Source organism: Streptomyces sp. NPDC001604 (assembly GCF_042893475.1).
Taxonomy (GTDB): domain Bacteria; phylum Actinomycetota; class Actinomycetes; order Streptomycetales; family Streptomycetaceae; genus Streptomyces.
Genome location: NZ_JBIAUY010000005.1, coordinates 153,451 through 179,532 on the forward strand (window position 1 = coordinate 153,451; position 26,082 = coordinate 179,532).

Genomic DNA, 26,082 nt, shown 5'->3' on the forward strand with positions numbered 1-26,082 from the left:
TGCCGCACAACACGGTGTTCACGATCACAGCACGGTCCCGACGGTTTTCGGTCCCGGCTGCGACAACACTCCCAGTCTTCTAACCAGCCGACACCTCGTCGAACCCCGCTCGCCGGACACTGCCACCGGCCTGATCCGGTCGGTCTACAGGGTGGGTGTTCGCGTACAGCGTCCGAGGGGCCGGACCGGGCACGGGCTCAGCCGGGCAGGGTCAGTTCGAACCACACCGTCTTGCCCGCCTCGCCGGGCCGGGTCCCCCAGCGACGCGAGGAGTGGGCGACGAGCTGCAGCCCGCGGCCGCTCTCGTCCTCAGGGCGGGCGACGCGTTCGCGCGGCGGGTCGGGCAGCGGGTCGGAGACCTCCACCAGGAGGACGTCCTCCAGGCCTGCGGGCCGTACGAGGCGTACGCCGATGGGTCCGGTGGCATGCCGCAGCGAGTTGGTCACCAGCTCGCTGACCAGCAGGGCCGTGAGATCTCCAAGGACGTCGAGCTCCCAGGTGCGCAGCTGGCCGCGGACGGCGACGCGGGCACTGCGGGCGGCTCCCGGTTCCGCGGGGAAGCTCCACTCGGCACAGTCACCTTCTGTGTCGATCACGCCGATCACTTCCCAGGCCAGAAGCCCACCCTTGTCCGGTTTCGTGGGGTTAATGGGCACATACCCGATATCGGGGATGCAGTACCGTCCACGGCGGGAGCTTGCTCCGCGGGGGTGCAGGGCGCCTATGGCCCATACCTACACAGCCCCGCGCCCTTGGAGGACGGTCAGCTCGCGGACCGCCTCGACGTCCTGGTCCAGCCAGGGCACCGTCCACAGCTCGTCCCCGGTGAGCCAGCGCAGTTCGTCGTGGTCCTGGAGCGGCTCGGGGGCGGCGGAATCCGGGCGCAGGCGGGCCGTCCACACCTGGAGGACGTACGGGGACTTCAGGGGCCACTCGCCCGGTACACGGGCCACGGGGTCGGCGTCCACGCCGAGTTCTTCTCGCAGTTCGCGTACGAGGGCCGCCTCGGGGGCCTCGCCCGGTTCGACCTTGCCGCCCGGGAGTTCCCAGCGGCCGGCGAGTTCGGGAGGTGCGCTGCGGCGCGCGGCGAGCAGGCGGTCGCCGTCGAACAGGGCGGCGCCCACCACCACGATCCGTTCGGTCATGCGGGGGAGCCTACGGGAGTCAGTTGGCCGCTGCTGATCCGTTCTGCCCGTTCTGGCCTATGCGCTCGACCCAGTACAGCTGCTTGTGTCCGCGGTCGTCGAGGCTGTCCGCGATCTTCTGGGCCTCGGCGCGGGTCGCGTACCGGCCCACGCGGTAGCGATTGCCGTTGTCGTCCTGCCGAATGACGAGCCAGGGAAGCGTGATCGTGCCGTCGTTCATCGCGCCCCACCGCTCCTTCCCACCCCGGCCCGACCGCTCCTCGCCCGCGGTTCGTGCCGTGCCCCACCCTGTAAGGAAACCGCAATCCGCATATGCCCGAGCCTACGCCTTACCTTTACGCAGCGAACACGCCTTTTCACAAAGAGGTACGCAACCGGCCAGAACGAGGGGGGCGCACGGAATCGAATGCGCCGCGCGCGGGCGTCGACGCATCCGGTCAGCGGCATGGCGGGCATGCATGGGACGACCTGCGAGAACGGCCAGATTCCAGCGGCGGACGGGCCGGTTCCGAGGGCGCGCGGAGGGGGTGACGGCGAGGGGGCGGCGGGGTCAACTGCCGTAAAGGTGTGCGCTACTTCACTGGGAGGTGGTACGCCACGCGGTAGCGATCAGCGGGGATGACGACGTCGGCCGTCTCCACGGGGCGGCCCGAGGCGAAGAAGGTGCGCTGGATGACCAGGACGACATGACCGGGGACGCCGCCGAGGGTCACGAGCTCCTCGGCGAGGCCGGGGCGGGCGCCGACCTCCTCCGTGACGTTGTCCACGATCACATCGATCGCCGCCATGCGCTCGACGACGCCCATGCCGCCGAGCGGCCCCTCCTCGGGAAGCATCACGGGGGTGCGGCCGGTGACCGCGAGGGGCTCCCAGGAGGTGGAGAGCATCATCGCCTCGCCGGCCTCGCGGAAGACGTACCTCGTGCACATCACGCGGTCGCCGGGCTTGATGTCGAGCCGCTCCGCGACGGAGCTGCTCGCCTCGGCCTGGGCGCTGCTGGACTCCCAGGTGCCGCGCCCCTCCCCGTCGGCCTGCTCCTGGCGGAAGGGGGTGGCGCCGCCGGCCGGGCGGAACCCGGAGCGGGCCACGCTGCGGGGCACCGGTCGCTCACGGACGTAGGTCCCCGACCCGGAGCGGCCCTCGACCAGGCCCTCCGCCATCAGCACCTTGCGCGCCTCCAGCGCGACGGTGTCCGAGACGCCGTACTCCTCGCGGATTCTGGCCTGGGAGGGCAGTCGGGTGTGCGGCGGCAGCGAACCATTGACGATCTTCTTGCGGAGATCACCCGCGACACGCAGGTACGCCGGCTGCTCACCGAAAGTCACTGGCCGCTCCCATCAGGTTGTACAGACAGCAACAGCGTGGCAACCGTGGGTTGTGCCATGCAAGCAAAGGCCAGAGAATCACTCGATGTGATGACATGTGTCCGCGGAGGGCTTTACGCAGGCACTTTCTCCCCGCTATAGCCGTGGTCACACCTCGAACTCGGACGCGCCTCCGCCGCCGTTACCGTCGTCGCCCGCGTCCTTGGACTCGGGCGGGGTGGCGGCCAGGCCCAGAGCCTTGCGGGCGGTGACGGCTCGGTCGGGTGTCGAGAGCGCCATGACGAGGTCGTAGTGCTCGTAGAAGCCGTTGGCGTCACCGGCCTTCGCGGCGTCCGCCCATTCCTGCCGCCGTGCCGCGACCTCCTCGGCGACCTTCGCGACCGGCGTCCGCGCAGCGGCCGGCCAGGAGTGGCCGTGCAGCATCCGGGCCTCCTCGGTGAGCGCGGCCGACATCTGTCCGGCCCACTGGCGGTTGGCCCGCAGATCGTCGTCGGGGCTGTCCGTGGGCTGCCGGTCCAGGGCGGCGTTCTCGACGTCGACGGCCTTGAGATAGGCGGCCTGGTCGGCGTTCAGGGTCTGCTCGTCGTTGCGCAGCGAACCCTCGATACCGGCTTTCTCGTCGGTGTTGCCGAACAGGCAGGTGACCTCGCGGTCGCCGTAGCGCCAGCTCTGCCGGCTCGGCGTCAGGTAGTACACGTCGACGTCCTCGGGCATGGCCCAGGCGTCCATGGCGTAGCCGTAGCGCAGTGCGTAGCACCTGGTGTCGGCGGCGTCCGTGATCTCGCCGTCGCCGGGGTAGTCGGCGCCGCCCGGCATCCGGAAGGTGGCGAAGACCTCGGCGTCGTGTCGGCCGGCGCAGGGCACCTTGTCGACGTCGTAGGCCACGCCCTCCAGGGAACCGCTCGGGGAGTCGAAGCACTCGCCCTTGGTGAGGGAGTAGGCGCTGCCGTGGTCGCGTGCGGCGCCCTTCACCCAGCCGTCGAGCGCGGCGCCGCCGACCGGCACCGCCACCCACAGCACGAGCCCGAGAGCGGAGAGGACGGCACCGGTGACGGCCATCGCGCGTCCCCGCTCGCCGGTCCTCCTGATCTGGCGCAGCGCGACCAGCCCGAGCAGCAGCCCGAGGGCCGGGACGCAGCAAAGGATGCCGAGCACCAGGGCGGCGATGGCGACCCCGTTGACCGGCGCCGGCGTGCTGTACGGGCGGTAGCCCTGCCCCCAGGGCTGGTACGGGTACGGCCCGGGAGGCGGGGGTGGTGTGGACACGGCTGCCGTGCTCCTGGTTCGGACGACTGACGCACAGAACGGGCGTACGGAACTCGTACGACTGGGCGCATGGTAAGCGCGCGGTGAGGAGAAGAGGACCCCCTGCCTCCGTTACGCCCGCCCGCGCTCCGTCTCCAGCAGTGCCACACACCGCTCCAGCAGCCCGGTCAGCGCCTCGCGTTCCTCGTCCGTGAACTCGGCGGCCAGGGCCCGTTCGACCCGTACGGCGCGGGCGTCCGCGTCGGCCATCACCGCGCGGCCCTCGTCGGTGAGACGGGTCTCCAGGACGTTCTTGTGCCACTCGTGGGGGGTTCGTTCGATCAGGGCGCGGTCCTGGAGGTTGTTCAGGACCGTGTTCATCGTCGGCGGGGTGACCCCGCACAGGCGGGCCAGGGCCGCGGCCGAGATACCGGGGTTCTCGGAGAGGTGGAGGAGCGCCGAGTACTGCGCCACCGTCACACCGGCCGGTTTGAGGACGGCCGCCTTGGTCGCGCTGAGAGCCTGTTCGGCCCGCTTGAGGTGGGAGCCGAGGCGCTCGGACACGGGCATGGACGTCATCTCCGCATGGTAGCGGCCCCATTCAACGATCAACATACAGCCGTCCGTTAATGCATTGACGAGGATTAGAGTTCTAATCTACGTTCATACACGCAAGGAAGTGAGTACCGAATCGACCTGAAACGAGAGGCACCGACGTGTCCCGTTCGATCCACCGCCGCACCTTCCTGACCACCGCCGCCGCACTGGCCGGCGCCGTGGCGCTTCCGGCGACGGCCGCCCGCGCCGCCGCCCCACCCCGCATCAGCACCGCCTTCACGCTGCCCGAGGCCCGCGCCTATCCCGAAGGCATCGCGCTGGACGCGCGCACCGGTGACGCCTACGTCGGCTCGTACACGACGGGTGCGGTGTACCGGGCCGTGCGCGGCAGCCGTGCGGCCGAGGTCTTCCTCCCGTCCGGCACCGACGGCCGTACCACCGCCAACGGCCTGAAGGCCGACCGGGCCGGGCGTCTGTGGGTCATCGACTCCACCGCCGGGGTGGACGTCTACGACCTGCGCACCCGTGCCCTGCTCGCGCGCTTCACCGTCCCCGGCAGCAGCCCCTCCTTCGTCAACGACCTGGCGCTCGGCCCTGACGGCACGGCCTACCTCACCGACAGCTCCCGCCCGGTGGTCTACCGCGTCACCCCGGCCGACCTGGGCCGCGCCCGCGGCGGCAGCGCGACGCTCGACGCCGCCTACGACCTGAGCGCCGTGGCCCCCTCCGAGGGGTTCCTCCTCAACGGCATAGTCGTCGACCCGTCGGGGCGGTACCTGCTCGCCGTCGACATGACGGGCGGCGGTCTGTACCGGGTGAACACGGCCTCCGGGTCCATAAGCCAAGTGGCCCTGGACGGCGGTGACTTGAAGCACGGCGACGGCCTGGAGCTGGCGCACGGCACGCTGTGGGCCGCGCACAACGCCACCAACGCCCTCAGCCGCTGGCGGCTGTCCCCGGACGGCACCTCGGCCCGCCTGGAGCGGCAGTTCACCGACACCGCCCTGCAGATCCCGACCACGCTCGCCCGCACCCACGGCCGGCTGCTGGTCGTCCGCTCGCAGTTCGACAAGGGCGGGCCGATGGGGCCGGGGGTGCCCGAGGAGCCGTTCACCGTGGCGTGGGTGGACGGGATCTGAGGACCGGCCCGGCGGGCCGGGCGGGCGGCCTGGCGCCACCGAGGGGTGGCTGCGGCTGGGCCGTCGAGGCCGCCCAGTGCGCCTCGCGCGGGCCATGCACGAGGCGAGCCGGTGCGAGCTGCGGCGATCATCCGGTGCCGTCCCGAAATCCGCCGAGCCGGGCGACCAGGATGGATCCCGACTGCCCGGCGCCGCGTTCGCGCCTCGGCGGGGCGGGCGCCGGGAGGAGACGGCTCAGTCGCGGAAGCCCGTGCGGCGGGTGCGCTTCTCCCAGGCGAGGACGTCGTCGCGTACCTGGTCGAGGTGGTCGAGGACCGCACTCACACCGTCGTCGCCGAGCGGCAGGCGCAGCGGGGTCTGTCCCGCCTCCAGCGCGGCGAGGATGAGCGCCGCCGCCTTGGCCGGGTCGCCCGCCCGCTCGTCGAAGCCGGCGTCGACCATCGCGCGAGTACCGCCCACCGTGGCGTACGCCCCGCCGTCGGCACTGGCCTGCGTCCCGTCGTACAGCGCCGTACGGAAGGCGCCCGGCTCGACGACGAGGACCTTGATGCCGTACTCGGCGACCTCGCCCGCGAGCGCCTCGGACATGCCCTCCAGGGCGAACTTCGTCCCGCTGTACGCCGAGAAGCCCGGGTAGGAAGTCTGCCCGCCCATGCTGCTCATCTGCACGATCGCGCCCGAGCGCCGCGAGCGCATGTACGGCAGTACGGCGCGCACCAGCGCGGCCGGGCCGAACACGTGCACGTCGAACAGGGCGCGCAGCTCGTCGTCGGTGGTCTCCTCGAAGGCACCGACATGGCCGCGTCCGGCGTTGTTGACCAAGACGTCGATCCGCCCGTGCCGCGCCACCACGTCCCGTACCGCCGGTTCGGCGGCGGCCGTGTCGGCGACGTCCAGGCGCAGCGCCTCGACCTGGTCGGGGTGGGCGGCCACGAGGTCGTCCAGCCCCTCGGGCCGCCGCGCGGCGCCCACCACGACGTCACCGTCGGCTACGGCCGCCTCGGCGATGGCCCGCCCGAGTCCGCTGCTGGCACCGGTGATCAGCCACACCTTGTTCACGACAACCCACCCTCTCCGAGCAACGCTGCGAGTGCCTCCCTGGGCAACTCCTGAACCAGGCTGCTCCTGTGGCGAGTTGCCCGTCCAAGACCTACGGTGACAACCGATGGCTATGACGGCGGACGTTCATGTGCGGGACCTGCGGTACTTCGTCACGGTCGCCGAGGAGCTGCACTTCACGCGCGCGGCCGAGCGCTTGTACGTCTCGCAGCCCGCGCTGAGCAAGCAGATCCGGGCGCTGGAGCGGCAGTTGGGGGTGGAGCTGCTGCGGCGCGACCGGCACGGCGTGGCGCTCACCGCGGAGGGAGCGGCGCTGCTGCCGCACGCCCGGCGGGTGCTGGACGCCTGGGCGCAGGGTGCGTCCGTGGTCGCGGAGGCGCGGGCGGCGCAGCGCAGCACCCTGGTGGTGGGCATGAGCACCAGCCCCGGCCGCGGCGGTCTGCTGCCCGCGATCCGCTCCCGCTTCACCGCCTCGCATCCGGAGGCGGCAGTCCGTCTGCGCCAGGTGAGCTGGGACGACCCGACCGCGGGCCTGGCGGACGGCGACACGGACATGGCCTTCGTCTGGCTGCCCCTGCCCGGCCAGGAACGCTACGCCTGGACGGTCGTCGCCGAGGAGCCCCGCCTGGTCGCCCTCCCCGACACCCACCCGCTCGCCTCCCGCCCCGAGATCGACTTCACGGACCTGGCCGAGGAACCCTTCCTGGCCCTGCCGAAGAGCGCGGGGCCGCTGCGGGACTACTGGCTGGCGGCCGAGGAGCGCGCGGACCGGCTCCCCCGCATCGGCGCGGAGGTCGCCAGCACGGAGGAGACGTACGAGGCCCTGGTCGCGGGCCTCGGCGTCTGCCTGGTGGCGGTGGGCAACGTCCCGCTGATCACCCTCGGCGGCGTGGTGACCCGGCCGGTCCGCGGACTCGCACCCAGCCGGTATGTGCTGGCCTGGCGCAAGGGGGACCACAGGCCGCTGGTACGGGCGTACGCGGAAGCCTGCCGCCGGGTGACGGAGCAGGCCGGCGGCAATGAGACCGCGTGAGCGTCCGCGCCCTCCGTATGCACACGGGGTCGCAGGTCCGGGGCGGTGACCCCTTGATGACCTCGTGGCCCGGGCCTAGCCGAGCCGCTACGGTTTAGCCATGACCGCACTGCCCGACTGGATGCGCCCGCCGCGCGAGGAAGGCTGGTTCGCGGAGGACCTGGACCACCTGCCCGAGGCACCCCGCCACACCGAGCTGATCGACGGAGCTCTCGTCTTCATGATGTCGCCCCAGCGATGGTGGCACGGCCACCTCGTCACCATGCTCACTGTCGCCCTCATGGGGCAGGCACCCAGCGATGTCAGCGTCGGCCGCGAGATGACCATAAAACTCGACGAGCGCAACCGGCCCGAGCCCGATCTGCTCCTGACGACGGCCGCCTACGACGGCGACCGCACCTGGTTCACGCCTGATGAGGTGCGACTCGTCATCGAGGTCGTCTCACCCGAGTCCGCGCACCGCGACCGCACGATCAAGCTCCGCAAGTACGCCGAGGCCGGCATCCCGCACTACTGGTGCATCGAGGACGAGAACGGCGCCCCGGTCGTGCATGTCTACGAACTCGACGAACCGACCGGCGTCTACGCACCCGCCGGCATCTTCCGGGGCACCCTGAAGCGGCCTGTGCCCTTCGAGATCAGCCTGGATCTCGACCAGCTCACCCCGCCGAGGCGCAAGTAGCAGCCGGCACCAGGTCGGCACGGGAACGTGGAAGGGGCCGGGCTCACAGAGCCCGGCCCCTTCCGGCCGCTCACACGTTGAACCGGAACTCCACCACGTCCCCGTCCTGCATCACGTAGTCCTTGCCCTCCATCCGCGCCTTGCCCTTCGCGCGGGCCTCGGCGACCGAACCCGTCTCCACCAGGTCCTCGAAGGAGATGACCTCCGCCTTGATGAAGCCCTTCTGGAAGTCGGTGTGGATGACACCGGCGGCCTCGGGGGCGGTGGCGCCCTTCTTGATGGTCCAGGCGCGGGATTCCTTGGGGCCGGCCGTGAGGTAGGTCTGCAGGCCGAGAGTGTTGAAGCCCACGCGCGCGAGGGTCGTCAGGCCCGGCTCCTCGGCGCCGACCGACTCCAGGAGCTCCATGGCGTCCTCCTCGTCGAGCTCCGCGAGGTCCGCCTCCAGCTTGGCGTTGAGGAAGATCGCCTCGGCGGGCGCGACCAGGGCACGCTGCTCGGCCTTGAAGTCCTCGTCGACCAGCTCGTCCTCGTCGACGTTGAAGACGTAGAGGAAGGGCTTCGTGGTCAGCAGGTGCAGGTCGTGGAGAAGCTCCTCGTTGCCGGAACCCTGGACGATGCCCGCCGAGAACAGCGTGTCGCCCTTCTCCAGGATCTCCTTCGCCGCCTCGACCGCCGCCACCTTGGGAGCCACGTCCTTCTTGATCCGCGACTCCTTCTGAAGCCGGGGCAGGACCTTCTCGATGGTCTGGAGGTCGGCGAGGATCAGCTCGGTGTTGATCGTCTCGATGTCGTCCTTCGGCGAGACCTTGCCGTCGACATGTACGACGTTCTCGTCCTTGAAGGCGCGGATGACCTGGCAGATCGCGTCGGACTCACGGATGTTCGCGAGGAACTTGTTGCCCAGGCCCTCACCCTCGGACGCGCCCTTCACGATGCCCGCGATGTCGACGAAGTCGACGGTCGCCGGGAGGATGCGCTGCGAGGAGAAGATTTCGGCCAGTTTCGTCAGCCGGGGGTCGGGGACGCCGACGACGCCCACATTGGGCTCGATCGTGGCGAACGGGTAGTTGGCCGCGAGCACGTCGTTCTTGGTCAGGGCGTTGAACAGGGTCGACTTGCCGACATTCGGCAGGCCGACGATTCCGATCGTGAGCGACACGTTGCGACTTCCCGTACGTGAGAGAGATCAGGGGACTGGGGCGGTGGGCCCGGTCCTTCTTCGGTGCACGGGCGGGCCGATCCACCAGTCTACGGCGTACCGGTCCCCGCCCCGGCGCCCCGTCGAACGCTTGGCCAGGGTCCGCCCCTCGGCGTGTCTGAGGGGCGATTGCGCACATAAACCGACCTAAGTTGGTCCGGTGGAGCAACACGGGTCGGGACCACCGCACAACGGAGCACGACGCGGCACGCCCCCGCTGCCCCCGCAGGCGAAGCGCGGCGGAAGCGGTGGGGGTGCGGGCGGTGGTGCGCGACCTGCCGGACAGCGCCGCCCCGCCACCCGCCCGGCGGCGCGGCAGCCCGGCCCGCCGCCGGCCGAGGCCGTACGGCGGCTGCCCAACCCGCGGCTGACCGGGCTGGGCAGCGGACTGTTCAGCGGGGCGGTGATGTTCACGCTCGGCTGTCTCGACCAGCTGCTGTTCGGGGCGTCGCTGACGCTGTACGGCGTGCTGTTCCTGCCGGTGTGCCTGCTGACCACGATCTGGGTGCGCAAGAGCGACCTGGCGACCGCACCCGTCGTCGTACCGATCGCCTTCGCGGCGGGCCTGCTCCCGGTGGCCGACGGCAGCGGCGGACTGCTCGGCCGGCTGATGGGCCTGGTGACGGCACTGGCCACACAGGCCGGGTGGCTGTACGGGGGAACCCTCGTCGCGGGCCTGATCGTCACGGGACGGAAGGCGGCCCTGATGCGCCGTCGACGCACCGGCGGCCCCCGTCCGCCCCGGTACTAGCCGGCTAGGCCCGGCTCTGACTCTCCGCGGCGTGCATCGCCGCGCCGACGATCCCCGCGTTGTTCTGCAGCTGCGCCGGGACGATCTCCGCCTTGATGCCGTCGATGAAGGGCAGGAACTTCTCGGACTTGCGGCTGACGCCGCCGCCGATGACGATCAGCTCGGGTGAGAACAGCATCTCGACGTGGGCGAGGTACTTCTGCACGCGGTGCGCCCAGTGCTCCCAGGTCAGCTCGCCGTCCTCCCTGGCCTTGCTGGAGGCGCGCTTCTCCGCGTCGTGGCCGTGCAGCTCCAGGTGGCCCAGCTCGGTGTTGGGCACCAGGGTGCCGTCGACGAACAGGGCACTGCCGATGCCGGTGCCGAAGGTCAGCAGGATGACCGTGCCCCGGCGGCCGCGGCCCGCGCCGAAGTGCATCTCGGCGACGCCCGCCGCGTCCGCGTCATTGACCACCGTCACCGGCAGGCCGCCCAGGCGGGAGCCGAACAACGCGCGCGCGTCCGTGTCGATCCAGCTCTTGTCGACGTTGGCCGCCGTGCGGATGGTGGACCCGCCGGTGACCACGCCGGGGAAGGTGAGGCCGACCGGGCCGGTCCAGCCGAAGTGCTCGACGACCTGCTTCACGCCGTCCGCCACGCCGTCGGGTGTCGCCGGGTGCGGAGTGAGCACTTTGCAGCGCTCCTCCGCCAGGTCGCCCTTGTCCAGGTCCACAGGGGCGCCCTTGATCCCGGATCCACCGATGTCCACACCGAAGATCTGCATGGCTCTACGTTACGACGGACGACTGACAGTCACTCCGGCGAGGTGCCGGTTCGCTCCGCGATCAGCGCCGCCGCCTCCTCGCGCAGGTCGCGGCGGAGCTCCTTGGGCAGCGAGAACGTGATGGACTCCTCGGCCGCCTTGACGATCTCGACGTCCTCGAAGCCGCGCTGTGCGAGCCACTCCAGGACCTGCTCGACCAGGACCTCCGGGACGGAGGCGCCGGAGGTGACGCCGACCGTGGACACGCCCTCCAGCCAGGCCTCGTCGATCTCGTCGGCGAAGTCCACGAGGTAGGCCTCGCGCGAGCCCGCCAGCTTGGCGACCTCGACGAGCCGCTTGGAGTTGGAGGAGTTGCGGGAGCCGACGACGATCACCAGCTCGGCCTCGGCGCCCATCTGCTTCACCGCGAGCTGGCGGTTCTGGGTGGCGTAGCAGATGTCGTCGCTGGGCGGGGAGATCAGCTGCGGGAACTTCTCCTTCAGGGCGTCGACGGTTTCCATCGTCTCGTCGACGGAGAGCGTGGTCTGGGAGAGCCAGACGACCTTGGAGGGGTCACGGACCTCGACCTTGGCGACATCGCCCGGGCCGTCGACGAGCGTGATGTGCTCGGGGGCCTCGCCGGAGGTGCCGATGACCTCCTCGTGGCCCTCGTGCCCGATCAGGAGGATGTCGTAGTCCTCCTTGGCGAAGCGGACGGCTTCCTTGTGGACCTTGGTGACGAGCGGGCAGGTCGCGTCGATGGTGGCGAGCTTGCCGCGCTCGGCCTCTTCGTGGACGACCGGGGCCACGCCGTGCGCGGAGAACATCACGATGTTCCCCTCGGGGACCTCCTCCGTGCGCTCGACGAAGACGGCGCCCTTCTTCTCCAGGGTCTGCACGACGTACTTGTTGTGCACGATCTCGTGCCGGACATAGATCGGAGCCCCGTACTGCTCCAGGGCTTTCTCGACGGCGATCACGGCGCGGTCCACACCCGCGCAGTAGCCCCGGGGGGCGGCGAGCAGGACACGGCGGCCAGGCGAAGCAGTCATACGGTCCATCGTAAGGCCGGGTTCGGGGGCGGCCGGACGGGCTGAAGGACGCAGCCCGGAGTTGTCAGTCGTGGCCGTTACGCTCGCCGCATGGCTCTCAACACGTCCGCAGAAGCGCCCCTGCCCGTCGGTGAGGTGTCGCGGCTCATCGGTGGGTGGATCGACCGGCTGGGGGCCGTCTGGGTAGAGGGGCAGATCACTCAGCTCTCGCGGCGGCCCGGCGCCGGGGTGGTGTTCCTGACCCTGCGGGATCCGTCGTACGACATCTCGGTCAGCGTCACCTGCTACCGGCAGGTGTTCGACGCCGTCGCCGATGTGGTGAGCGAGGGTGCGCGGGTCGTCGTACTCGCGAAGCCGGAGTGGTACGCGCCGCGCGGGCAGCTGTCCCTGCGGGCCGCCGAGATAAGGCCCGTGGGAGTGGGTGAACTCCTGGCGCGGCTGGAGCAGTTGAAGAAGTCCCTCGCCGCCGAGGGGCTGTTCGCGCCCGAGCGCAAGAAGGCGCTGCCCTTTCTGCCGCAGCTCATCGGGCTGGTCTGCGGCCGCGCCTCGGCCGCCGAGCGGGACGTCCTGGAGAACGCCCGGCACCGCTGGCCCGCGGTCCGCTTCGAGGTGCGCAACGTGGCCGTGCAGGGCGTGCACGCCGTTCCGCAGGTCGTGCAGGCCGTGAAGGAGCTGGACGAGGCCGGCGAGGTGGACGTCATCATCGTCGCGCGCGGGGGCGGGAGCGTGGAGGATCTCCTTCCGTTCTCCGACGAGCAGCTCGTGCGCGCCGTCGCCGCGTGTCGTACGCCGGTCGTGTCGGCGATCGGGCACGAGCCGGACAACCCGCTCCTCGACTACGTCGCCGACCTGCGGGCCTCCACCCCGACCGACGCCGCCAAGAAGGTCGTACCGGATGTCGGGGAGGAGTACGAGCGCGTGCAGCAGTTGCGCAACCGGGCCCGGCGGTGCGTCGAGGCGCTCGTCGAGCGGGAGGAGCGCGGGCTCGCCCAGGCGCTCGCCCGGCCCTCGATACAGGATCCGCACCGGATGATCGACGAGCGGGCCGATCATGTCGCCTCGCTGGTCGACCGTTCGCGGCGCACGCTCGGGCACCTTCTGGACCGCGCCGCCTCCGAGCTGACGCACACGCACGCACGCGTGGTGGCCCTCTCCCCCGCCGCGACCCTGAAGCGCGGTTACGCCGTGCTGCAGAAGTCCGACGGGCATGTCGTCCGCGCCCCGGACGAGGTGGGGGCGGACGAGACACTGCGGGCGCGGGTGGCCGAGGGTGAGTTCACGGTGGTCCGGGCCGACCGGGAACGCTGAGAGCACGGGAACACGGGACGGTCCGAGTCGATGCATAGGGTGGGCGGATGACCAGCAAGGTGGATGAGGCGCTCGGCTACGAGCAGGCACGGGACGAGCTGATCGAGGTCGTACGACGGCTCGAGGCGGGCGGTACGACGCTGGAGGAGTCCCTGGCGCTCTGGGAGCGGGGCGAGGAGCTGGCCAAGGTGTGCCGGCGCTGGCTGGACGGGGCGCGCGCCCGGCTGGACGCGGCCCTCGCGGAGGAAGAGGCCGCGGAGGAGGCCGACGGCGAGTAGCGCACGACGAGGCGATGGGCGGTGGTCTGCTGTGAGGCGGATCACTACGGTCCAGTTATAGTTGAACCTTGAACCTTCCTTCGCGTACCGTCGGTCCCGTCAGTCGATCCGGACCACGGTCCGGATCGGATCCCGGCGCCATCCCGAGGAAGTTCCCGCATGTCTCTCGTTCTTGACCCCGCCGCCCAGGACCTGCTCTTCCGCGAGGCCCGTACCGCGAACACCTTCACCGACGAGCCGGTGACCGACGAGCAGATCCAGGCGATCTACGACCTGGTCAAGTACGGCCCGACCGCCTTCAACCAGTCGCCGCTGCGCATCACCCTGGTCCGCTCCGCCGAGGCCCGTGAGCGCCTGGTCAAGCACATGGCCGAGGGCAACCAGCCCAAGACCGCCACCGCGCCCCTGGTCGCGATCCTCTCCGCGGACAACGAGTTCCACGAGGAGCTGCCGACCCTCTTCCCGCACTTCCCGGCCGCCAAGGACGTCTTCTTCTCCGAGCGCCCGGCCCGCGAGGGTGCCGCCGGCCTGAACGCCGCGCTGCAGGCCGCCTACTTCATCATCGGCGTCCGCGCCGCCGGTCTCGCCGCCGGCCCGATGACCGGCCTCGACTTCGCGGGCGTCCAGAAGGAGTTCCTGGACGCCGACCACACCCCGCTGATGGTCGTCAACATCGGCAAGCCGGGCGAGGACGCCTGGTTCCCGCGCTCCCCGCGCCTCGCCTACGACGAGGTCGTCACGACGGTCTGAGCGGCCCCGCACGACGGACGGCTCTGAGCGACCCCGCAGGACAAAGGCCCCCGGCGACGAAGCCGGGGGCCTTTCCCGTGCAGTCCGGTGGGCGGGACCTAGGCCAGTTTCAGCGCCTGCGCCATCTCCGTCAGCTGCTGGAACGAGCCCGTGCCCGCGACCACCGTCGTCGAGCCCTTGCCGGGGAGCACGAGGGCGTCGTAGCGGCCGCCGGTGTAGCGGGTCCAGGTGCGGCCGGCGATCTCCTCGGTGGCCTTCGTGGCGTTCGCCCCCTGGGTCGCCTGGTCGATGAACGTCGACGGCTTCTGAGTCGACTGCTCGATCTGTACGTACTGGCCGTCGGGCGTGTGGAAGCCCAGGTGCCAGGCGTCGAACTGGTCGCCCTGGAAGCGGACCGAGGTCGCCTTCCAGTCCTTGGACAGGCCTTCGGGTGCGGCCACCGGGTAGGCGGCGGCGCGGCGCGCCGTGAGCAGTTCGACGCGGTAGTCGACCCGCGGGAGGTCCGGAGGCGAGTCGTCGTGCGGGATGAACACGTAGATGAGTGCCGCCGCGATCCCGATGAGGCCCAGGGAGAGAACCATGTCCCGGACCGTCTTCTGCTTGCCGTTCGAACCTGCCACGTCCCCTATCGTCGCAGGTGCCCGGCTCGCTCATCCGTGGGGTCCCCTGCTCATTTTGTCGGACTGAGGATAGAGTCGAGGGTCGAACCCTCATCCGGCCGTCGTCGTATCAGAAAGGTGCGCCTCGATGACCGAGCATCATCACTTGCCGTCCGAGCTCGAAGTCCCCAGCGAAGCCCCCGACCGCAACCTCGCCCTCGAACTCGTCCGGGTGACCGAAGCCGCCGCGATGGCCGCGGGTCGCTGGGTCGGGCGGGGCGACAAGAACGGCGCCGACGGCGCCGCGGTGCGCGCCATGCGGACCCTCGTCTCCACCGTGTCGATGAACGGCGTGGTCGTCATCGGCGAGGGCGAGAAGGACGAGGCCCCGATGCTCTTCAACGGCGAGCGCGTCGGTGACGGGACCGGGCCCGAGTGCGACATCGCCGTCGACCCGATCGACGGCACCACCCTGACGGCCAAGGGCATGCCGAACGCGATCGCCGTGCTGGCGGCCGCGGACCGCGGGTCGATGTTCGACCCGTCCGCCGTCTTCTACATGGACAAGCTGGTCACCGGGCCCGAGGCCGCCGACTTCGTCGACATCGACGCGCCGGTGTCCGTGAACATCCGCCGCGTCGCCAAGGCCAAGCGCTCCACGCCGGAGGACGTGACGGTGGTGATCCTCGACCGGCCGCGGCACGAGGGGATCATCAAGGAGATCCGGGAGGCCGGTGCGCGCATCAAGCTGATCTCCGACGGTGACGTCGCCGGGTCGATCTACGCGCTGCGCGAGGGCACCGGCGTCGACATGCTGCTCGGCATCGGCGGTACGCCGGAGGGCATCATCTCCGCGTGCGCCGTGAAGTGTCTGGGCGGGACGATCCAGGGCAAGCTGTGGCCCAAGGACGACGAGGAGCGGGCGCGGGCGATCGACGCCGGGCACGATCTCGACCGGGTGCTCACCACCGACGACCTTGTCGCCGGCGAGAACGTGTTCTTCGTCGCGACCGGGATCACGGACGGGGAGTTGCTGCGGGGGGTTCGGTACCGGTCGGAGACCGCCACCACCGAGTCGATCGTCATGCGGTCGAAGTCGGGGACGGTGCGGCAGATCAACTCCGAGCATCGGCTGAGCAAGTTGCGCGCTTACAGCGCGATTGATTTTGATCGCGCCAAATAGCTCGGGGGTCTCCGTGCGTCGCCGGGTGCGGGTGAGTCGTGGTTGATCGCGCAGTTCCTCGCGCCCCCGGGGAAGTGCAGTACCCCGCGCTCCAGAAGCACCGGCAGCTGTGACACCGATGGGGCGCCCCCGGTGCGGTGGGGGCGCCCCATCGGTGTGTGTGCGCTGGGCGTCAGCCCGCTGCCGCTATACGGCCCTGCGCGCGTGCCGTCTTCTTGAGCTCCATCTCGCGGCGGCGCCTGCGCGCCAGGACCACGCGGCGTTCGGCGGCGGTGAGGCCGCCCCAGACGCCGTAGGGCTCCGGTTGCAGCAGCGCGTGCTCGCGGCACTCGACCATGACGGGACAGCGGGCGCAGACGCGCTTGGCCGCCTCCTCGCGGGAGAGCCGGGCGGCGGTGGGTTCCTTGGAAGGTGCGAAGAACAGGCCGGCCTCATCGCGCCGGCACACCGCCTCGGTGTGCCATGGGGCGTCTTGGTCCCTGTCCCGCACTGGCACCCGCTGGGCCGGAACGGCAGCTACCTGCAGGGACGAATGCGGCGGTTGCAGCACGGTCTACTCCTGACGACGGCTTCGCGAGCGAGCGACGATGCAGCAAGGCCTACCCGCTGTGCGCGAGCCTATGCACTGAGTTCCGAACCGCTGGATTTCGCGTGCTCGCGAGCGCCTCGGGCGCGCGACCGCGGGTGGACCAATGCCCTGCGGCCGCGCCCGAATTAACAACCGTCAACGATTCAGGTGTTTGCGCAAACTCTTGTCGACCTTGTGCTGGACCCGGTCGAGGATGTCCGCGACGAGCTTGCCCCGCTTCGGCCGGGCCTCGACGCTGCCCAGCACGGCCCAGCCGTCGACGTAGACCACCGGGGCGTTCGCCTCGGTCGAGTCGAGGTTGTCCACCTCGAAGCTGCCGAGGACTCCGCCGCCGGTGCCGCGCAGTGACACGTTCTCCGGAACGCGGATCTCGACGCTGCCGCAGAACGAGAACGTCTTGATCGCGACCTGCTGGTACTCGAAGAGGGCCTCGCTGAGGTCTATCTCCACGCTGCCGAAGATCGCGTACGCATGGATGCGGCGCCCCGCGCGCCAGCGGCCCTTGCGGACGGCGCTGCTGAACACCGCCACCACGTTGTCGTCGGGGTCGGCCGGGATCGCGCCCACCGTGGGGCGGCTCGGGGCGGCGGCGAAGGCGGGGGCCGCGCGGTGCTGGTGGGCCGCGGGCAGGTCCCGTATGAAGACCTCCAGTTCGCCGACCGTCTTGGCGGCGAGCACGCCCTCGACGCGCTCGGCGTGCTCGTCGGCGGTCAGGCGGCCCTCGGCGAGGGCGTCGCGCAGGAGGTCGGCGATGCGGTCACGGTCGGCGTCCGAGGCGCGCAGTTCGGAAACGCGCGGTGCCGACTCCTGGTGTCGGTCGCTCTTCTGAAGGTCCACGACAGCAGCGTACCGAAACGCGATAGATCGCGACTACCCCTCATCGGGACCTGTGGAAAACCCATACGGTTCTCGAACTGAGCCTTACCTCACAAGCCCGGTGTCAGCGGCAGGTTCTACGCTGGTGAGCGCCCGCCAATGACGGCGGGCGCCGTCTGTCGAGTGAGGAATGGGCTGAGATGCCTGAGTTCGCGTACACCGATCTGCTCCCCATGGGAGAGGACACCACCCCGTACCGGCTGGTGACCTCCGAAGGTGTGTCCACCTTCGAGGCCGACGGGCGGACGTTCCTCAAGGTGGAGCCGGAGGCGCTGCGCAAGCTCGCCGAGGAGGCCATTCACGACATCCAGCACTATCTGCGGCCCGCGCACCTGGCCCAGCTGCGGCGCATCATCGACGACCCCGAGGCGTCCAGCAACGACAAGTTCGTGGCGCTGGACCTGCTGAAGAACGCGAACATCGCGGCCGCGGGCGTGCTCCCCATGTGCCAGGACACCGGCACGGCGATCGTCATGGGCAAGCGCGGACAGAACGTGCTCACCGAGGGCGGCGACGAGGCGGCGCTGTCGAAGGGCATCTACGACGCGTACCTCAACCTCAACCTGCGGTACTCGCAGATGGCCCCGCTGACCATGTGGGACGAGAAGAACACCGGCTCCAACCTGCCGGCGCAGATCGAGCTTTACGCCACCGACGGCGGCGCGTACAAGTTCCTGTTCATGGCGAAGGGCGGCGGCTCCGCCAACAAGTCGTTCCTGTACCAGGAGACGAAGGCCGTTCTGAACGAGGCCTCCATGATGAAGTTCCTGGAGGAGAAGATCCGTTCGCTCGGTACGGCCGCCTGCCCGCCGTACCACCTGGCGATCGTCGTCGGCGGTACGTCCGCCGAGTACGCGCTGAAGACCGCGAAGTACGCCTCCGCGCACTACCTGGACGAGATCCCGTCCGAGGGTTCGGAGCTCGGTCACGGCTTCCGTGACAAGGAGCTGGAGGAGAAGGTCTTCGAGCTGACGCAGAAGATCGGGATCGGGGCGCAGTTCGGCGGCAAGTACTTCTGCCATGACGTGCGGGTGGTGCGGCTGCCGCGGCACGGCGCCTCGTGCCCCGTCGCGATCGCCGTGTCCTGCTCGGCCGACCGCCAGGCCGTCGCGAAGATCACGGCGGAGGGTGTCTTCCTGGAGCAGCTGGAGACGGATCCGGCGCGGTTCCTGCCGGAGACGACCGACGAGCACCTGGAGCAGGACGGGGACGTCGTCAAGATCGACCTGAACCAGCCGATGGAGTCGATCCTCGCCGAGCTGACGAAGTACCCGGTCAAGACCCGCCTCTCCCTCACCGGCCCGCTGGTCGTGGCCCGCGACATCGCGCACGCCAAGATCAAGGAGCGGCTGGACGCGGGCGAGGAGATGCCGCAGTACCTGAAGGACCACCCGGTGTACTACGCGGGCCCGGCGAAGACCCCGGAGGGCTATGCGTCCGGCTCCTTCGGGCCGACCACGGCCGGCCGCATGGACAGCTACGTCGAGCAGTTCCAGGCGGCGGGCGGCTCCAAGGTGATGCTCGCGAAGGGCAACCGCAGCAAGCAGGTCACGGACGCGTGCAGCGCGCACGGCGGCTTCTACCTCGGCTCCATCGGCGGGCCGGCCGCGCGGCTCGCCCAGGACTGCATCAAGAAGGTCGAGGTCGTCGAGTACGAGGAGCTCGGCATGGAGGCGGTCTGGAAGATCGAGGTCGAGGACTTCCCGGCGTTCATCGTGGTGGACGACAAGGGCAACGACTTCTTCCAGGACCCGGCGCCGGCGCCGACGTTCACGTCGATCCCGGTGCGTGGGCCTGGGCTGGCGTAGCGCCTGCGGGTGCGGCGGGGGACGGTTCTCGCCCCCGCCGCCCCTACCCGTCCCATCCCCAGGGGCTCCGCCCCTTCGACCCCGCCAGGGGCTCCGCCCCTGCACCCCGCCGGGGACTACATCCCCTGCACCCCTCGCCGGACTCCGCTCCCGAACCCCGTCGGGGACCGCGCCCCTCGCACCCCTCGCGGGGCTCCGCCCCCCCACCCCGCCGGGGCTCCGCCCCGGACCCCGATCGGCCTGAACGGCCTCGTCCTCAAACGCCGGACGGGCTGAAAAGACTCAAACGCCGCGCGGGCCGAAAGCCCCACACACCGGACGGGCGGAAGACCCAAACGCCCGGCGGGCGGAAGACCCAATACGCCTGGCGGGAGGAGAAGATGCAGTCCCGGGACGGCGGCGGTATGCCGTGTTGCTGCGGTGACGCCTGAGTGTCGTCCCAGTTCGTCCCAGGAACGAGTGGGACGGCATCTTTGGGAACTTCGCCGGAAACGCTCCGTGCTGACTGGATCACAGCCCGTGATCCGCAGGTCATCTCGGAGGGACAATCCATGATCCGACGCTCACTGCGCAGCGGCCTTGTGGCCGCGTTCGCGGTCGTCGCCGTCTTCCCGGTGGCGGCCGTAGCCTCCGCCGGGCCGGCCCCGCAGCAGGCCCACGCGCTGAACTCCACTCCCCCGCAGATCTCCGTGCCGGCGTGGCAGCCGGCCCCCGCGCCGTCCACGCTGCCCGCCAAGCCGAAGGCGCCGAAGTGCCACCACGGCCACCGGCACGCGAAGGGACGTGCCACGCGCCACCACCGGCACGTCCACGGCGTCCGGCACATCGTCAGGAGCCACACCTGGGGCAACGTCGCCACCCACCGTCTGCCGCTGAACGTCCGCTCCGGGCCGGGTACCGGCTACCGGGTCGTCGGCTCGCGGCCGGTGGGCTCCAGCGTGGCCATCACCTGCAAGGTGCGGGGCTCCGGCGTCCGCGGCAACCACCGCTGGTACCGGCTCGCCCACCACAGGGGCTGGGTCTCCGCCCGCTACGTGCGCAACCTCGGCACCGTCCGCTGGTGCTGACGCCTCCTCGACCGCACCGGTCGTGATCCCCGGTACCTCCCGGCGGGCGCACCAGCCCGCCGGGAGATGCCGTCCGGTAATCCGCCGATCACACCCCCACTCGGCGTAATCGCAGGTCAACTCAGTCAACTCCCCTTCATATTCCGGTGATCGCGGTATGGCCGGGCGCCGCCGCCGGGAACACATCAGGGCGGTCACCCCGGCATGGCGAGGGAGCGAGATGGAGAGCCACGTGACGGTCCAGAGGCAGCCGCTGCCCGACGCGTCGCAGGACGACGGGCGGCTCCTGACGGAGCGGCTGCGTGCCCTCAAGCAGCGGACGGGACTGAGCCTGGCCGCACTGGCCGGCGTCACCCCGTTCAGCAAGTCGACCTGGCACCGCTATCTGAACGGCGATCAGTTCCCGCCCCGGGCCGCCGTCGTGGCGCTCGTACGGCTCGCCGACGCCGACCCCGGCCCGCTGCTCGCCCTCTGGGACTCCGCGGCACGGGCACAGGCCGACGGCGCGACCGTCGCGAAGCGGCAGCCGGACCCGTCCGTACCGCCCGACGCCGTACGGCGCCGCCGCATCCCGCGGCCGAGCCGTGCCGTCGTCGCCCTCGCCACCATGGCCGCCACCGTGGCGGTCACCGCGGCCGCCGCGGACGTCCTGGACCCCGGCCACACGGCGGCACCCAGGACGGCCGCCTCCTGCCATGGCAGCGACTGCCAGGGGGAGCTCCCCACCTCCGAGACCTGCGCCCGGGACGCGCGCACCGAGAGCACGGTCGCCCGGGCCGCCGAGGTGGTGCTGCTGCGGTTCTCACCGTCCTGCGCCACGGTCTGGTCCGAGCTGCGCACCCGCACGGGCGGCGCGCGGCAGATCTGGATCAGGTCGGGCCAGGACGAGCTGTCCGCGGAGTACCAGGGCGACAAGTCCGACGGGTTCAGCAGCCCGATGCTGGCCGCTCCGGACCCGCGCGGGGCCCAGGCCTGCGCCGAGGTGGCCGAAAAGCCCGTGTGCACCGGCCGGTTCGGAGCGCCGGGCCGCTGACGAGGACACCGGCCCGCGCAACGACCCGACGCCCCGGCCGGCCCAAGGTCCGGAACATCCCCGGCTCCCCGATCGCTATACGGGCATGAGCGACGACTACCGCATCGAGCACGACTCCATGGGCGAGGTCCGCGTCCCCGCCGACGCCAAGTGGCGGGCCCAGACACAGCGTGCCGTCGAGAACTTCCCGATCTCCGGCCAGCGCATCGAGCGCGCCCACATCGAGGCCCTGGCCCGGATCAAGGGCGCCGCCGCGAAGGTGAACGCGCGGCTGGGGGTGCTCGACAAGGACATCGCCGAGGCGATCCAGGAGGCGGCCGAGGAGGTCGCCCGGGGGGACTGGGACGAGCACTTCCCGATCGACGTCTTCCAGACCGGTTCCGGCACCTCGTCGAACATGAACACCAACGAGGTCATCGCCACCCTCGCGACCGAGCGGCTCGGCAGGGACGTACACCCCAACGACCATGTGAACGCCTCCCAGTCGTCCAACGACGTCTTCCCGTCCTCCATCCACATCGCCGCCACCGCCGCCGTCACCCACGACCTGATCCCCGCCCTGGAGCACCTCGCCGACGCCCTCACCCGCAAGTCCGAGGAGTTCGCCGACGTCGTGAAGTCCGGGCGGACGCATCTGATGGACGCCACGCCGGTGACCCTGGGCCAGGAGTTCGGCGGCTACGCGGCCCAGATCCGCTACGGCGTCGAGCGGCTGCACGCCGCGCTCCCCCGCCTCGCGGAGCTGCCCCTCGGCGGGACGGCGGTCGGCACCGGCATCAACACCCCGCCCGGCTTCTCCGCCGCCGTCATCGAGGAGGTCGCCCGCGTCACGGGGCTGCCGCTGACCGAGGCGCGCAACCACTTCGAGGCGCAGGGCGCACGGGACGGGATCGTCGAGACCAGCGGACAGCTGCGGACCGTCGCCGTCGGGCTGACCAAGATCGCCAACGATCTGCGGTGGGCCGCCTCCGGACCGCGCACCGGGCTCGCCGAGATCAACCTTCCCGACCTCCAGCCCGGTTCGTCGATCATGCCCGGCAAGGTCAACCCGGTCATCCCCGAGGCCGTGCTCATGGTCGCCGCGCAGGTCGTGGGCAACGACGCCACCGTCGCCACCGCCGGAGCCGCCGGCAACTTCGAGCTCAACGTGATGCTGCCGGTCATCGCCAGGAACGTCCTGGAGTCGGTCCGGCTGCTGGCCAACGTCTCGCGGCTGCTCGCCGACCGCACCGTGGACGGGATCACCGCGAACCGGGAGCGGGCCCGCGAGTACGCCGAGTCCTCACCCTCCGTGGTCACTCCGCTCAACAAGTACATCGGCTACGAGGAGGCCGCCAAGGTCGCCAAGAAGGCCCTCGCGGAGCAGAAGACGATCCGCCAAGTCGTCCTGGAGAGCGGGTACGTGGAGCGCGGCGACCTCACGGCGGAGCAGCTCGACGAGGCCCTGGATGTCCTGCGGATGACGCATCCGTAACCATTCGTCGCACCGTCGCGAACCGTGACGCGCGCCGCAGCGTCGTATGCCGGGGGCACCTAATATCTGTTCATGGCAGAGGGTGGAGCGATGAGAGCGGAAGCGGACGCGGCTGCGGCGGTGCGGACGGGGTTCTGGACCCCCGGGACACAGGTCCTGTGGCGCTACCGGGAGAACGCGGGCGAACGCTTCCACATCGCACGCCCCGTCACCGTCGTCCGGGACGACGAGGAACTGCTCGCCGTCTGGCTGGCACCCGGCACCGAGTGCGTGAAGCCCGTCCTCGCCGACGGCACCCCGGTGCACGTCGAGCCCCTCCAGTCCCGCTACACCAAGCCCCGTACCGTCCAGCTCGACCACTGGTTCGGCACCGGCGTGCTGAAGCTGGCCCGCCCCGGCGAGCCCTGGTCGGTGTGGTTGTTCTGGGAGCCGGGCTGGCGGTTCAAGAACTGGTACGTGAATCTGGAATCTCCGCTGGTGCGTTGGGACGGCGGGGTCGACTCCGAGGACCACTTCCTGGACATCTCGGTGCACCCGGACCGCAGTTGGCACTGGCGTGACGAGGACGAGTTCGCGCAGGCCCAGCAGGACGGGCTGATGGACGCGTCGGCCGCCGAACAGGTGCGCAGGGCGGGCCGGTCGGCGGTGGAGGTGATCCGCGCCTGGGGCGCGCCGTTCAGCGACGGCTGGCAGCACTGGCGCCCGGATCCGTCCTGGGCTGTACCGTCTTTGCCGGAGGACTGGGACCGTACGCCCGCGCATGCGTCCTCGTGAGACTCTTGATGCGCCCCCGGTCCACAACCGTAGGATCGTCCTCCGCAAGGTGCAGTGGCAACTGCCGGAGCATGCGCTGGGCTTGACCGATCGTCACCGAGGGGCGGCAGGACGTGAGCGAGGGGTACGAGGGCAACACCGCAGCGAGCCGTGAACGGTTCGCCGGTGGCACGACAACAGCCTCTGACCACGCGGGAATTCCGTTCCGGGGACACGTATTCCGGGTATCGGGATTCCTGCGGGACCAACTGCGCTCGCAATGCGCAGCCCCGGACGGACGGATTCGACACGCGTGACGGAGCACCCCATGTCCTTCGAGCGCCCGCAGCCGGGCGCCGACCCCGCGGACCCCCGCGGGGCGCTCCTGCACACCCAGACGCCCTCCACCACGGCCGCTTTACCTGCACAGGCGCGCACCGGGGAGACCCCGTCGACGCCGGGTACGGCCACGCCGTGCAGCAAAGGAAGCCACGGAAAGGACCCGGTCTCGCCCCCCTCCGACACCACCGGCCCCGAGCACTCGCAGCCCGCCGCCTCGGAAGCCCTGGAACCCGGCACGCACCGTCCGCGCCCCGTGCCCGAGACCATCCCGGACCAGCCGGACGGCACGCAGGACCGGCCGCAGGGGGCCGGCGCCCAGGAGCGCCGCACCGGTCAGGGGATGACGACGCCCGGGCAGCCCACGCCGATGCGGCGGGACGGCGACCGGCTGCGCTTCGTCGGCGCCGCGACCCGGCGGATCGCCCGCGGCATCGACCTCGACGAGATCGTCATGGGCCTGTGCCGGGCCACCGTGCCGACCTTCTCCGACGCGATCCTCGTCTATCTGCGCGACCCGCTGCCCGTCGGCGACGAGCGGCCCACCGGCCCGCTCCTGCTGCGGCTGCGGCGCACCGACCGGATCCCCGCGGAGCGGGACACCGAGGGCGGCTTCTCGCCCGCCCTGCAGCCGGAGCCGCCGGAGATGACGGGGCTCGACGCGGTCGGTGCCGAACTGTGCGAGGTACGGCCGGGCAGCGCGCTCGCCGAGGTGCTGCGCGGGGTCCGCCCGGTCTTCACGGACGCGCCCGCCGCCCGCGCCGCCCTGCCCGAACTGCTGGGCGACGGCAGCGAGTTCGTCGTACCCGGCGGACAGCGCGCGATCCTGGCCCCGCTGCGCGGCCGCCGCAGGGTGATCGGCGCCGCCCTCTTCCTGCGTCGTCCCGAGCGCATGGCCTTCGAGGCCGACGACCTCCTGGTCGCCGCCCAGCTCGCCACGCACAGCGCCCTGGGCATCGACAAGGCGGTGCTGTACGGGCGGGAGGCGTACATCGCCGACGAGCTGCAGCGCACCATGCTGCCGGAGACCCTCCCGCGGCCCACCGGCGTACGGCTGGCGTCCCGCTATCTGCCCGCTGCGGAGACAGCGCGGGTCGGCGGCGACTGGTACGACGCCATCCCGCTGCCCGGCAGCCGGGTCGCGCTGGTGGTGGGTGACGTGATGGGCCACTCCATGACGTCCGCGGCCATCATGGGCCAGCTTCGGACCACGGCCCAGACCCTGGCGGGCCTCGACCTGCCCCCGCAGGAGGTCCTGCACCACCTCGACGAACAGGCCCAGCGCCTCGGCACCGACCGCATGGCGACCTGCCTCTACGCCGTGTACGACCCGGTCTCGCACCGCATCACCATCGCCAACGCCGGTCATCCGCCGCCGGTCCTGCTGCACCTGGGCGGCCGCGCCGAAGTGCTGCGGGTGCCGCCGGGTGCGCCGATCGGTGTGGGCGGCGTCGACTTCGAGGCCGTGGAGCTGGACGCACCGGCCGGGGCGACGCTGCTCCTGTACACCGACGGCCTGGTCGAGTCCCGGCTGCGGGACGTGTGGACCGGTATAGAGCAGCTGCGTGAGAAGCTCGCCGCGACCGCACAGCTGACCGGCCCCGACCATCCGCCGCCGCTGGAAGCGCTCTGCGACGAGGTGCTCGACATGCTCGGCCCGGGTGACCGGGACGACGACATCGCGCTGCTCGCCGCCCGCTTCGACGGGATCGCGCCGAGCGATGTGGCGTACTGGTTCCTGGAGCCGGAGGACGCGGCACCCGGCCGCGCCCGCCGGCTGGCCCGGCGCGCACTGTCCCGCTGGGGCATGGAGGACCTCAGCGACTCCGTGGAGCTCCTCGTCAGCGAGGTCGTCACGAACGCCGTCCGCTACGCGTCCCGCCCGGTCACGCTACGGCTGCTGCGCACCGACGTACTGCGCTGCGAGGTCGGCGACGACGTACCGCAGTTGCCGCGGCTGCGGCAGGCACGGGCGACGGACGAGGGCGGTCGTGGGCTGTACCTGGTGAACAGGCTGGCCCGTCGGTGGGGGGCGACCCGGCTGAGCACCGGGAAGGTGGTCTGGTTCGAGCTGAACCAGAACTGAGCAATGGCACGCG

27 protein-coding genes are annotated in these 26,082 nt (G+C 71.0%); 14 read left to right on the forward strand and 13 right to left on the reverse strand.

Annotated features, from left to right (window positions below; genetic code table 11):
• Window positions 1-197 precede the first annotated feature (197 nt).
• The 6 genes from ACFY1E_RS16625 to ACFY1E_RS16650 all read right to left on the reverse strand — a co-directional run bounded on the left by ACFY1E_RS16625 (window position 198) and on the right by ACFY1E_RS16650 (window position 4,294).
• Window positions 198-605 (reverse strand): ATP-binding protein, encoded by a 408-nt coding sequence (locus ACFY1E_RS16625; protein ID WP_389076942.1) that lies wholly within the window; start codon window positions 603-605, stop codon window positions 198-200.
• A 129-nt stretch (window positions 606-734) separates the two neighbouring features.
• A complete protein-coding gene (locus ACFY1E_RS16630; RefSeq protein ID WP_389076282.1) occupies window positions 735-1,145 on the reverse strand; it encodes a (deoxy)nucleoside triphosphate pyrophosphohydrolase in 411 nt (136 codons plus the stop codon).
• Between the two features lie 19 nt (window positions 1,146-1,164).
• On the reverse strand, window positions 1,165-1,365 hold the full coding sequence (locus ACFY1E_RS16635; RefSeq protein WP_344405510.1) for an SPOR domain-containing protein: 201 nt from the start codon (window positions 1,363-1,365) through the stop codon (window positions 1,165-1,167).
• A gap of 352 nt (window positions 1,366-1,717) precedes the next feature.
• Entirely contained in the window at window positions 1,718-2,470 is a 753-nt protein-coding gene (locus ACFY1E_RS16640; RefSeq protein ID WP_351462160.1) for a GntR family transcriptional regulator, read from the reverse strand.
• Window positions 2,471-2,617: 147 nt separating this feature from the next.
• Entirely contained in the window at window positions 2,618-3,736 is a 1,119-nt protein-coding gene (locus ACFY1E_RS16645) for a DUF4190 domain-containing protein (protein ID WP_389076285.1), read from the reverse strand.
• Window positions 3,737-3,847: 111 nt separating this feature from the next.
• On the reverse strand, window positions 3,848-4,294 hold the full coding sequence (locus tag ACFY1E_RS16650; RefSeq protein ID WP_389076288.1) for a MarR family winged helix-turn-helix transcriptional regulator: 447 nt from the start codon (window positions 4,292-4,294) through the stop codon (window positions 3,848-3,850).
• A 137-nt stretch (window positions 4,295-4,431) separates the two neighbouring features.
• Here ACFY1E_RS16650 and ACFY1E_RS16655 point away from each other — a divergent pair, with 137 nt between their 5' ends.
• Complete coding sequence (locus tag ACFY1E_RS16655) at window positions 4,432-5,412, forward strand: SMP-30/gluconolactonase/LRE family protein (RefSeq protein ID WP_389076290.1); 981 nt, start codon at window positions 4,432-4,434, stop codon at window positions 5,410-5,412.
• A gap of 234 nt (window positions 5,413-5,646) precedes the next feature.
• Here the strand turns inward: ACFY1E_RS16655 and ACFY1E_RS16660 are convergent, their stop codons facing one another.
• Window positions 5,647-6,471, reverse strand: coding sequence for an SDR family NAD(P)-dependent oxidoreductase (locus ACFY1E_RS16660; protein WP_389076293.1), 825 nt, complete (start codon window positions 6,469-6,471; stop codon window positions 5,647-5,649).
• Between the two features lie 106 nt (window positions 6,472-6,577).
• Between ACFY1E_RS16660 and ACFY1E_RS16665 the strand changes: the two genes are divergently transcribed.
• Window positions 6,578-7,504 (forward strand): LysR family transcriptional regulator, encoded by a 927-nt coding sequence (locus tag ACFY1E_RS16665; RefSeq protein WP_389076294.1) that lies wholly within the window; start codon window positions 6,578-6,580, stop codon window positions 7,502-7,504.
• Window positions 7,505-7,604: 100 nt separating this feature from the next.
• On the forward strand, window positions 7,605-8,186 hold the full coding sequence (locus ACFY1E_RS16670; protein ID WP_389076296.1) for a Uma2 family endonuclease: 582 nt from the start codon (window positions 7,605-7,607) through the stop codon (window positions 8,184-8,186).
• Between the two features lie 70 nt (window positions 8,187-8,256).
• On the opposite strand, the gene ychF is transcribed toward ACFY1E_RS16670, so the two are convergent.
• The gene (ychF, locus tag ACFY1E_RS16675) at window positions 8,257-9,345 is read right to left on the reverse strand and encodes a redox-regulated ATPase YchF (RefSeq protein ID WP_351462166.1); all 1,089 of its coding nucleotides are present in this window, start codon (window positions 9,343-9,345) and stop codon (window positions 8,257-8,259) included.
• A 199-nt stretch (window positions 9,346-9,544) separates the two neighbouring features.
• Between ychF and ACFY1E_RS16680 the strand changes: the two genes are divergently transcribed.
• Window positions 9,545-10,135, forward strand: coding sequence for a DUF6542 domain-containing protein (locus ACFY1E_RS16680; RefSeq protein WP_389076299.1), 591 nt, complete (start codon window positions 9,545-9,547; stop codon window positions 10,133-10,135).
• A gap of 4 nt (window positions 10,136-10,139) precedes the next feature.
• On the opposite strand, the gene ppgK is transcribed toward ACFY1E_RS16680, so the two are convergent.
• Together ppgK and ACFY1E_RS16690 are read right to left on the reverse strand one after the other, a co-directional pair.
• Window positions 10,140-10,895, reverse strand: coding sequence for a polyphosphate--glucose phosphotransferase (ppgK, locus tag ACFY1E_RS16685; protein WP_389076302.1), 756 nt, complete (start codon window positions 10,893-10,895; stop codon window positions 10,140-10,142).
• A 29-nt stretch (window positions 10,896-10,924) separates the two neighbouring features.
• Complete coding sequence (locus ACFY1E_RS16690; RefSeq protein WP_389076304.1) at window positions 10,925-11,935, reverse strand: 4-hydroxy-3-methylbut-2-enyl diphosphate reductase; 1,011 nt, start codon at window positions 11,933-11,935, stop codon at window positions 10,925-10,927.
• 81 nt (window positions 11,936-12,016) lie between these two features.
• On the opposite strand from ACFY1E_RS16690, the gene xseA reads away from it, so the two are divergent.
• From xseA to ACFY1E_RS16705, 3 genes are all read left to right on the forward strand, one after another.
• The gene (xseA, locus tag ACFY1E_RS16695; protein ID WP_389076307.1) at window positions 12,017-13,234 is read left to right on the forward strand and encodes an exodeoxyribonuclease VII large subunit; all 1,218 of its coding nucleotides are present in this window, start codon (window positions 12,017-12,019) and stop codon (window positions 13,232-13,234) included.
• Between the two features lie 47 nt (window positions 13,235-13,281).
• Window positions 13,282-13,512, forward strand: coding sequence for an exodeoxyribonuclease VII small subunit (locus tag ACFY1E_RS16700; RefSeq protein ID WP_266959600.1), 231 nt, complete (start codon window positions 13,282-13,284; stop codon window positions 13,510-13,512).
• Between the two features lie 159 nt (window positions 13,513-13,671).
• On the forward strand, window positions 13,672-14,262 hold the full coding sequence (locus ACFY1E_RS16705; protein WP_389076310.1) for a malonic semialdehyde reductase: 591 nt from the start codon (window positions 13,672-13,674) through the stop codon (window positions 14,260-14,262).
• A gap of 98 nt (window positions 14,263-14,360) precedes the next feature.
• Here the strand turns inward: ACFY1E_RS16705 and ACFY1E_RS16710 are convergent, their stop codons facing one another.
• Window positions 14,361-14,882, reverse strand: a complete 522-nt coding sequence (locus tag ACFY1E_RS16710; protein ID WP_389076312.1) for a DUF4245 domain-containing protein — start codon at window positions 14,880-14,882, stop codon at window positions 14,361-14,363.
• A gap of 127 nt (window positions 14,883-15,009) precedes the next feature.
• Between ACFY1E_RS16710 and glpX the strand changes: the two genes are divergently transcribed.
• A complete protein-coding gene (gene glpX / locus ACFY1E_RS16715) occupies window positions 15,010-16,044 on the forward strand; it encodes a class II fructose-bisphosphatase (protein WP_389076314.1) in 1,035 nt (344 codons plus the stop codon).
• A 172-nt stretch (window positions 16,045-16,216) separates the two neighbouring features.
• On the opposite strand, the gene ACFY1E_RS16720 is transcribed toward glpX, so the two are convergent.
• Window positions 16,217-16,594: a WhiB family transcriptional regulator gene (locus tag ACFY1E_RS16720; protein ID WP_115906155.1), complete on the reverse strand. Its 378-nt coding sequence runs from the start codon at window positions 16,592-16,594 to the stop codon at window positions 16,217-16,219.
• 174 nt (window positions 16,595-16,768) lie between these two features.
• Entirely contained in the window at window positions 16,769-17,470 is a 702-nt protein-coding gene (locus ACFY1E_RS16725) for a DUF1707 domain-containing protein (RefSeq protein ID WP_389076316.1), read from the reverse strand.
• Between the two features lie 179 nt (window positions 17,471-17,649).
• On the opposite strand from ACFY1E_RS16725, the gene ACFY1E_RS16730 reads away from it, so the two are divergent.
• The 6 genes from ACFY1E_RS16730 (at window position 17,650) to ACFY1E_RS16755 (ending at window position 26,069) form a co-directional block, all read left to right on the forward strand.
• Complete coding sequence (locus ACFY1E_RS16730; protein WP_389076318.1) at window positions 17,650-19,317, forward strand: fumarate hydratase; 1,668 nt, start codon at window positions 17,650-17,652, stop codon at window positions 19,315-19,317.
• A gap of 551 nt (window positions 19,318-19,868) precedes the next feature.
• Window positions 19,869-20,384 (forward strand): SH3 domain-containing protein, encoded by a 516-nt coding sequence (locus ACFY1E_RS16735; RefSeq protein ID WP_389076320.1) that lies wholly within the window; start codon window positions 19,869-19,871, stop codon window positions 20,382-20,384.
• Between the two features lie 232 nt (window positions 20,385-20,616).
• The gene (locus ACFY1E_RS16740) at window positions 20,617-21,417 is read left to right on the forward strand and encodes a DUF2690 domain-containing protein (RefSeq protein ID WP_389076323.1); all 801 of its coding nucleotides are present in this window, start codon (window positions 20,617-20,619) and stop codon (window positions 21,415-21,417) included.
• A gap of 85 nt (window positions 21,418-21,502) precedes the next feature.
• Window positions 21,503-22,891 carry a class II fumarate hydratase gene (locus tag ACFY1E_RS16745; protein WP_389076324.1) on the forward strand — a complete coding sequence of 463 codons (1,389 nt, stop codon included), beginning with the start codon at window positions 21,503-21,505 and terminating at the stop codon, window positions 22,889-22,891.
• A 72-nt stretch (window positions 22,892-22,963) separates the two neighbouring features.
• The gene (locus tag ACFY1E_RS16750; RefSeq protein ID WP_389076326.1) at window positions 22,964-23,665 is read left to right on the forward strand and encodes a DUF402 domain-containing protein; all 702 of its coding nucleotides are present in this window, start codon (window positions 22,964-22,966) and stop codon (window positions 23,663-23,665) included.
• Window positions 23,666-23,972: 307 nt separating this feature from the next.
• Window positions 23,973-26,069 carry a SpoIIE family protein phosphatase gene (locus ACFY1E_RS16755; RefSeq protein ID WP_389076329.1) on the forward strand — a complete coding sequence of 699 codons (2,097 nt, stop codon included), beginning with the start codon at window positions 23,973-23,975 and terminating at the stop codon, window positions 26,067-26,069.
• The last annotated feature ends 13 nt before the right edge of the window (window positions 26,070-26,082 follow it).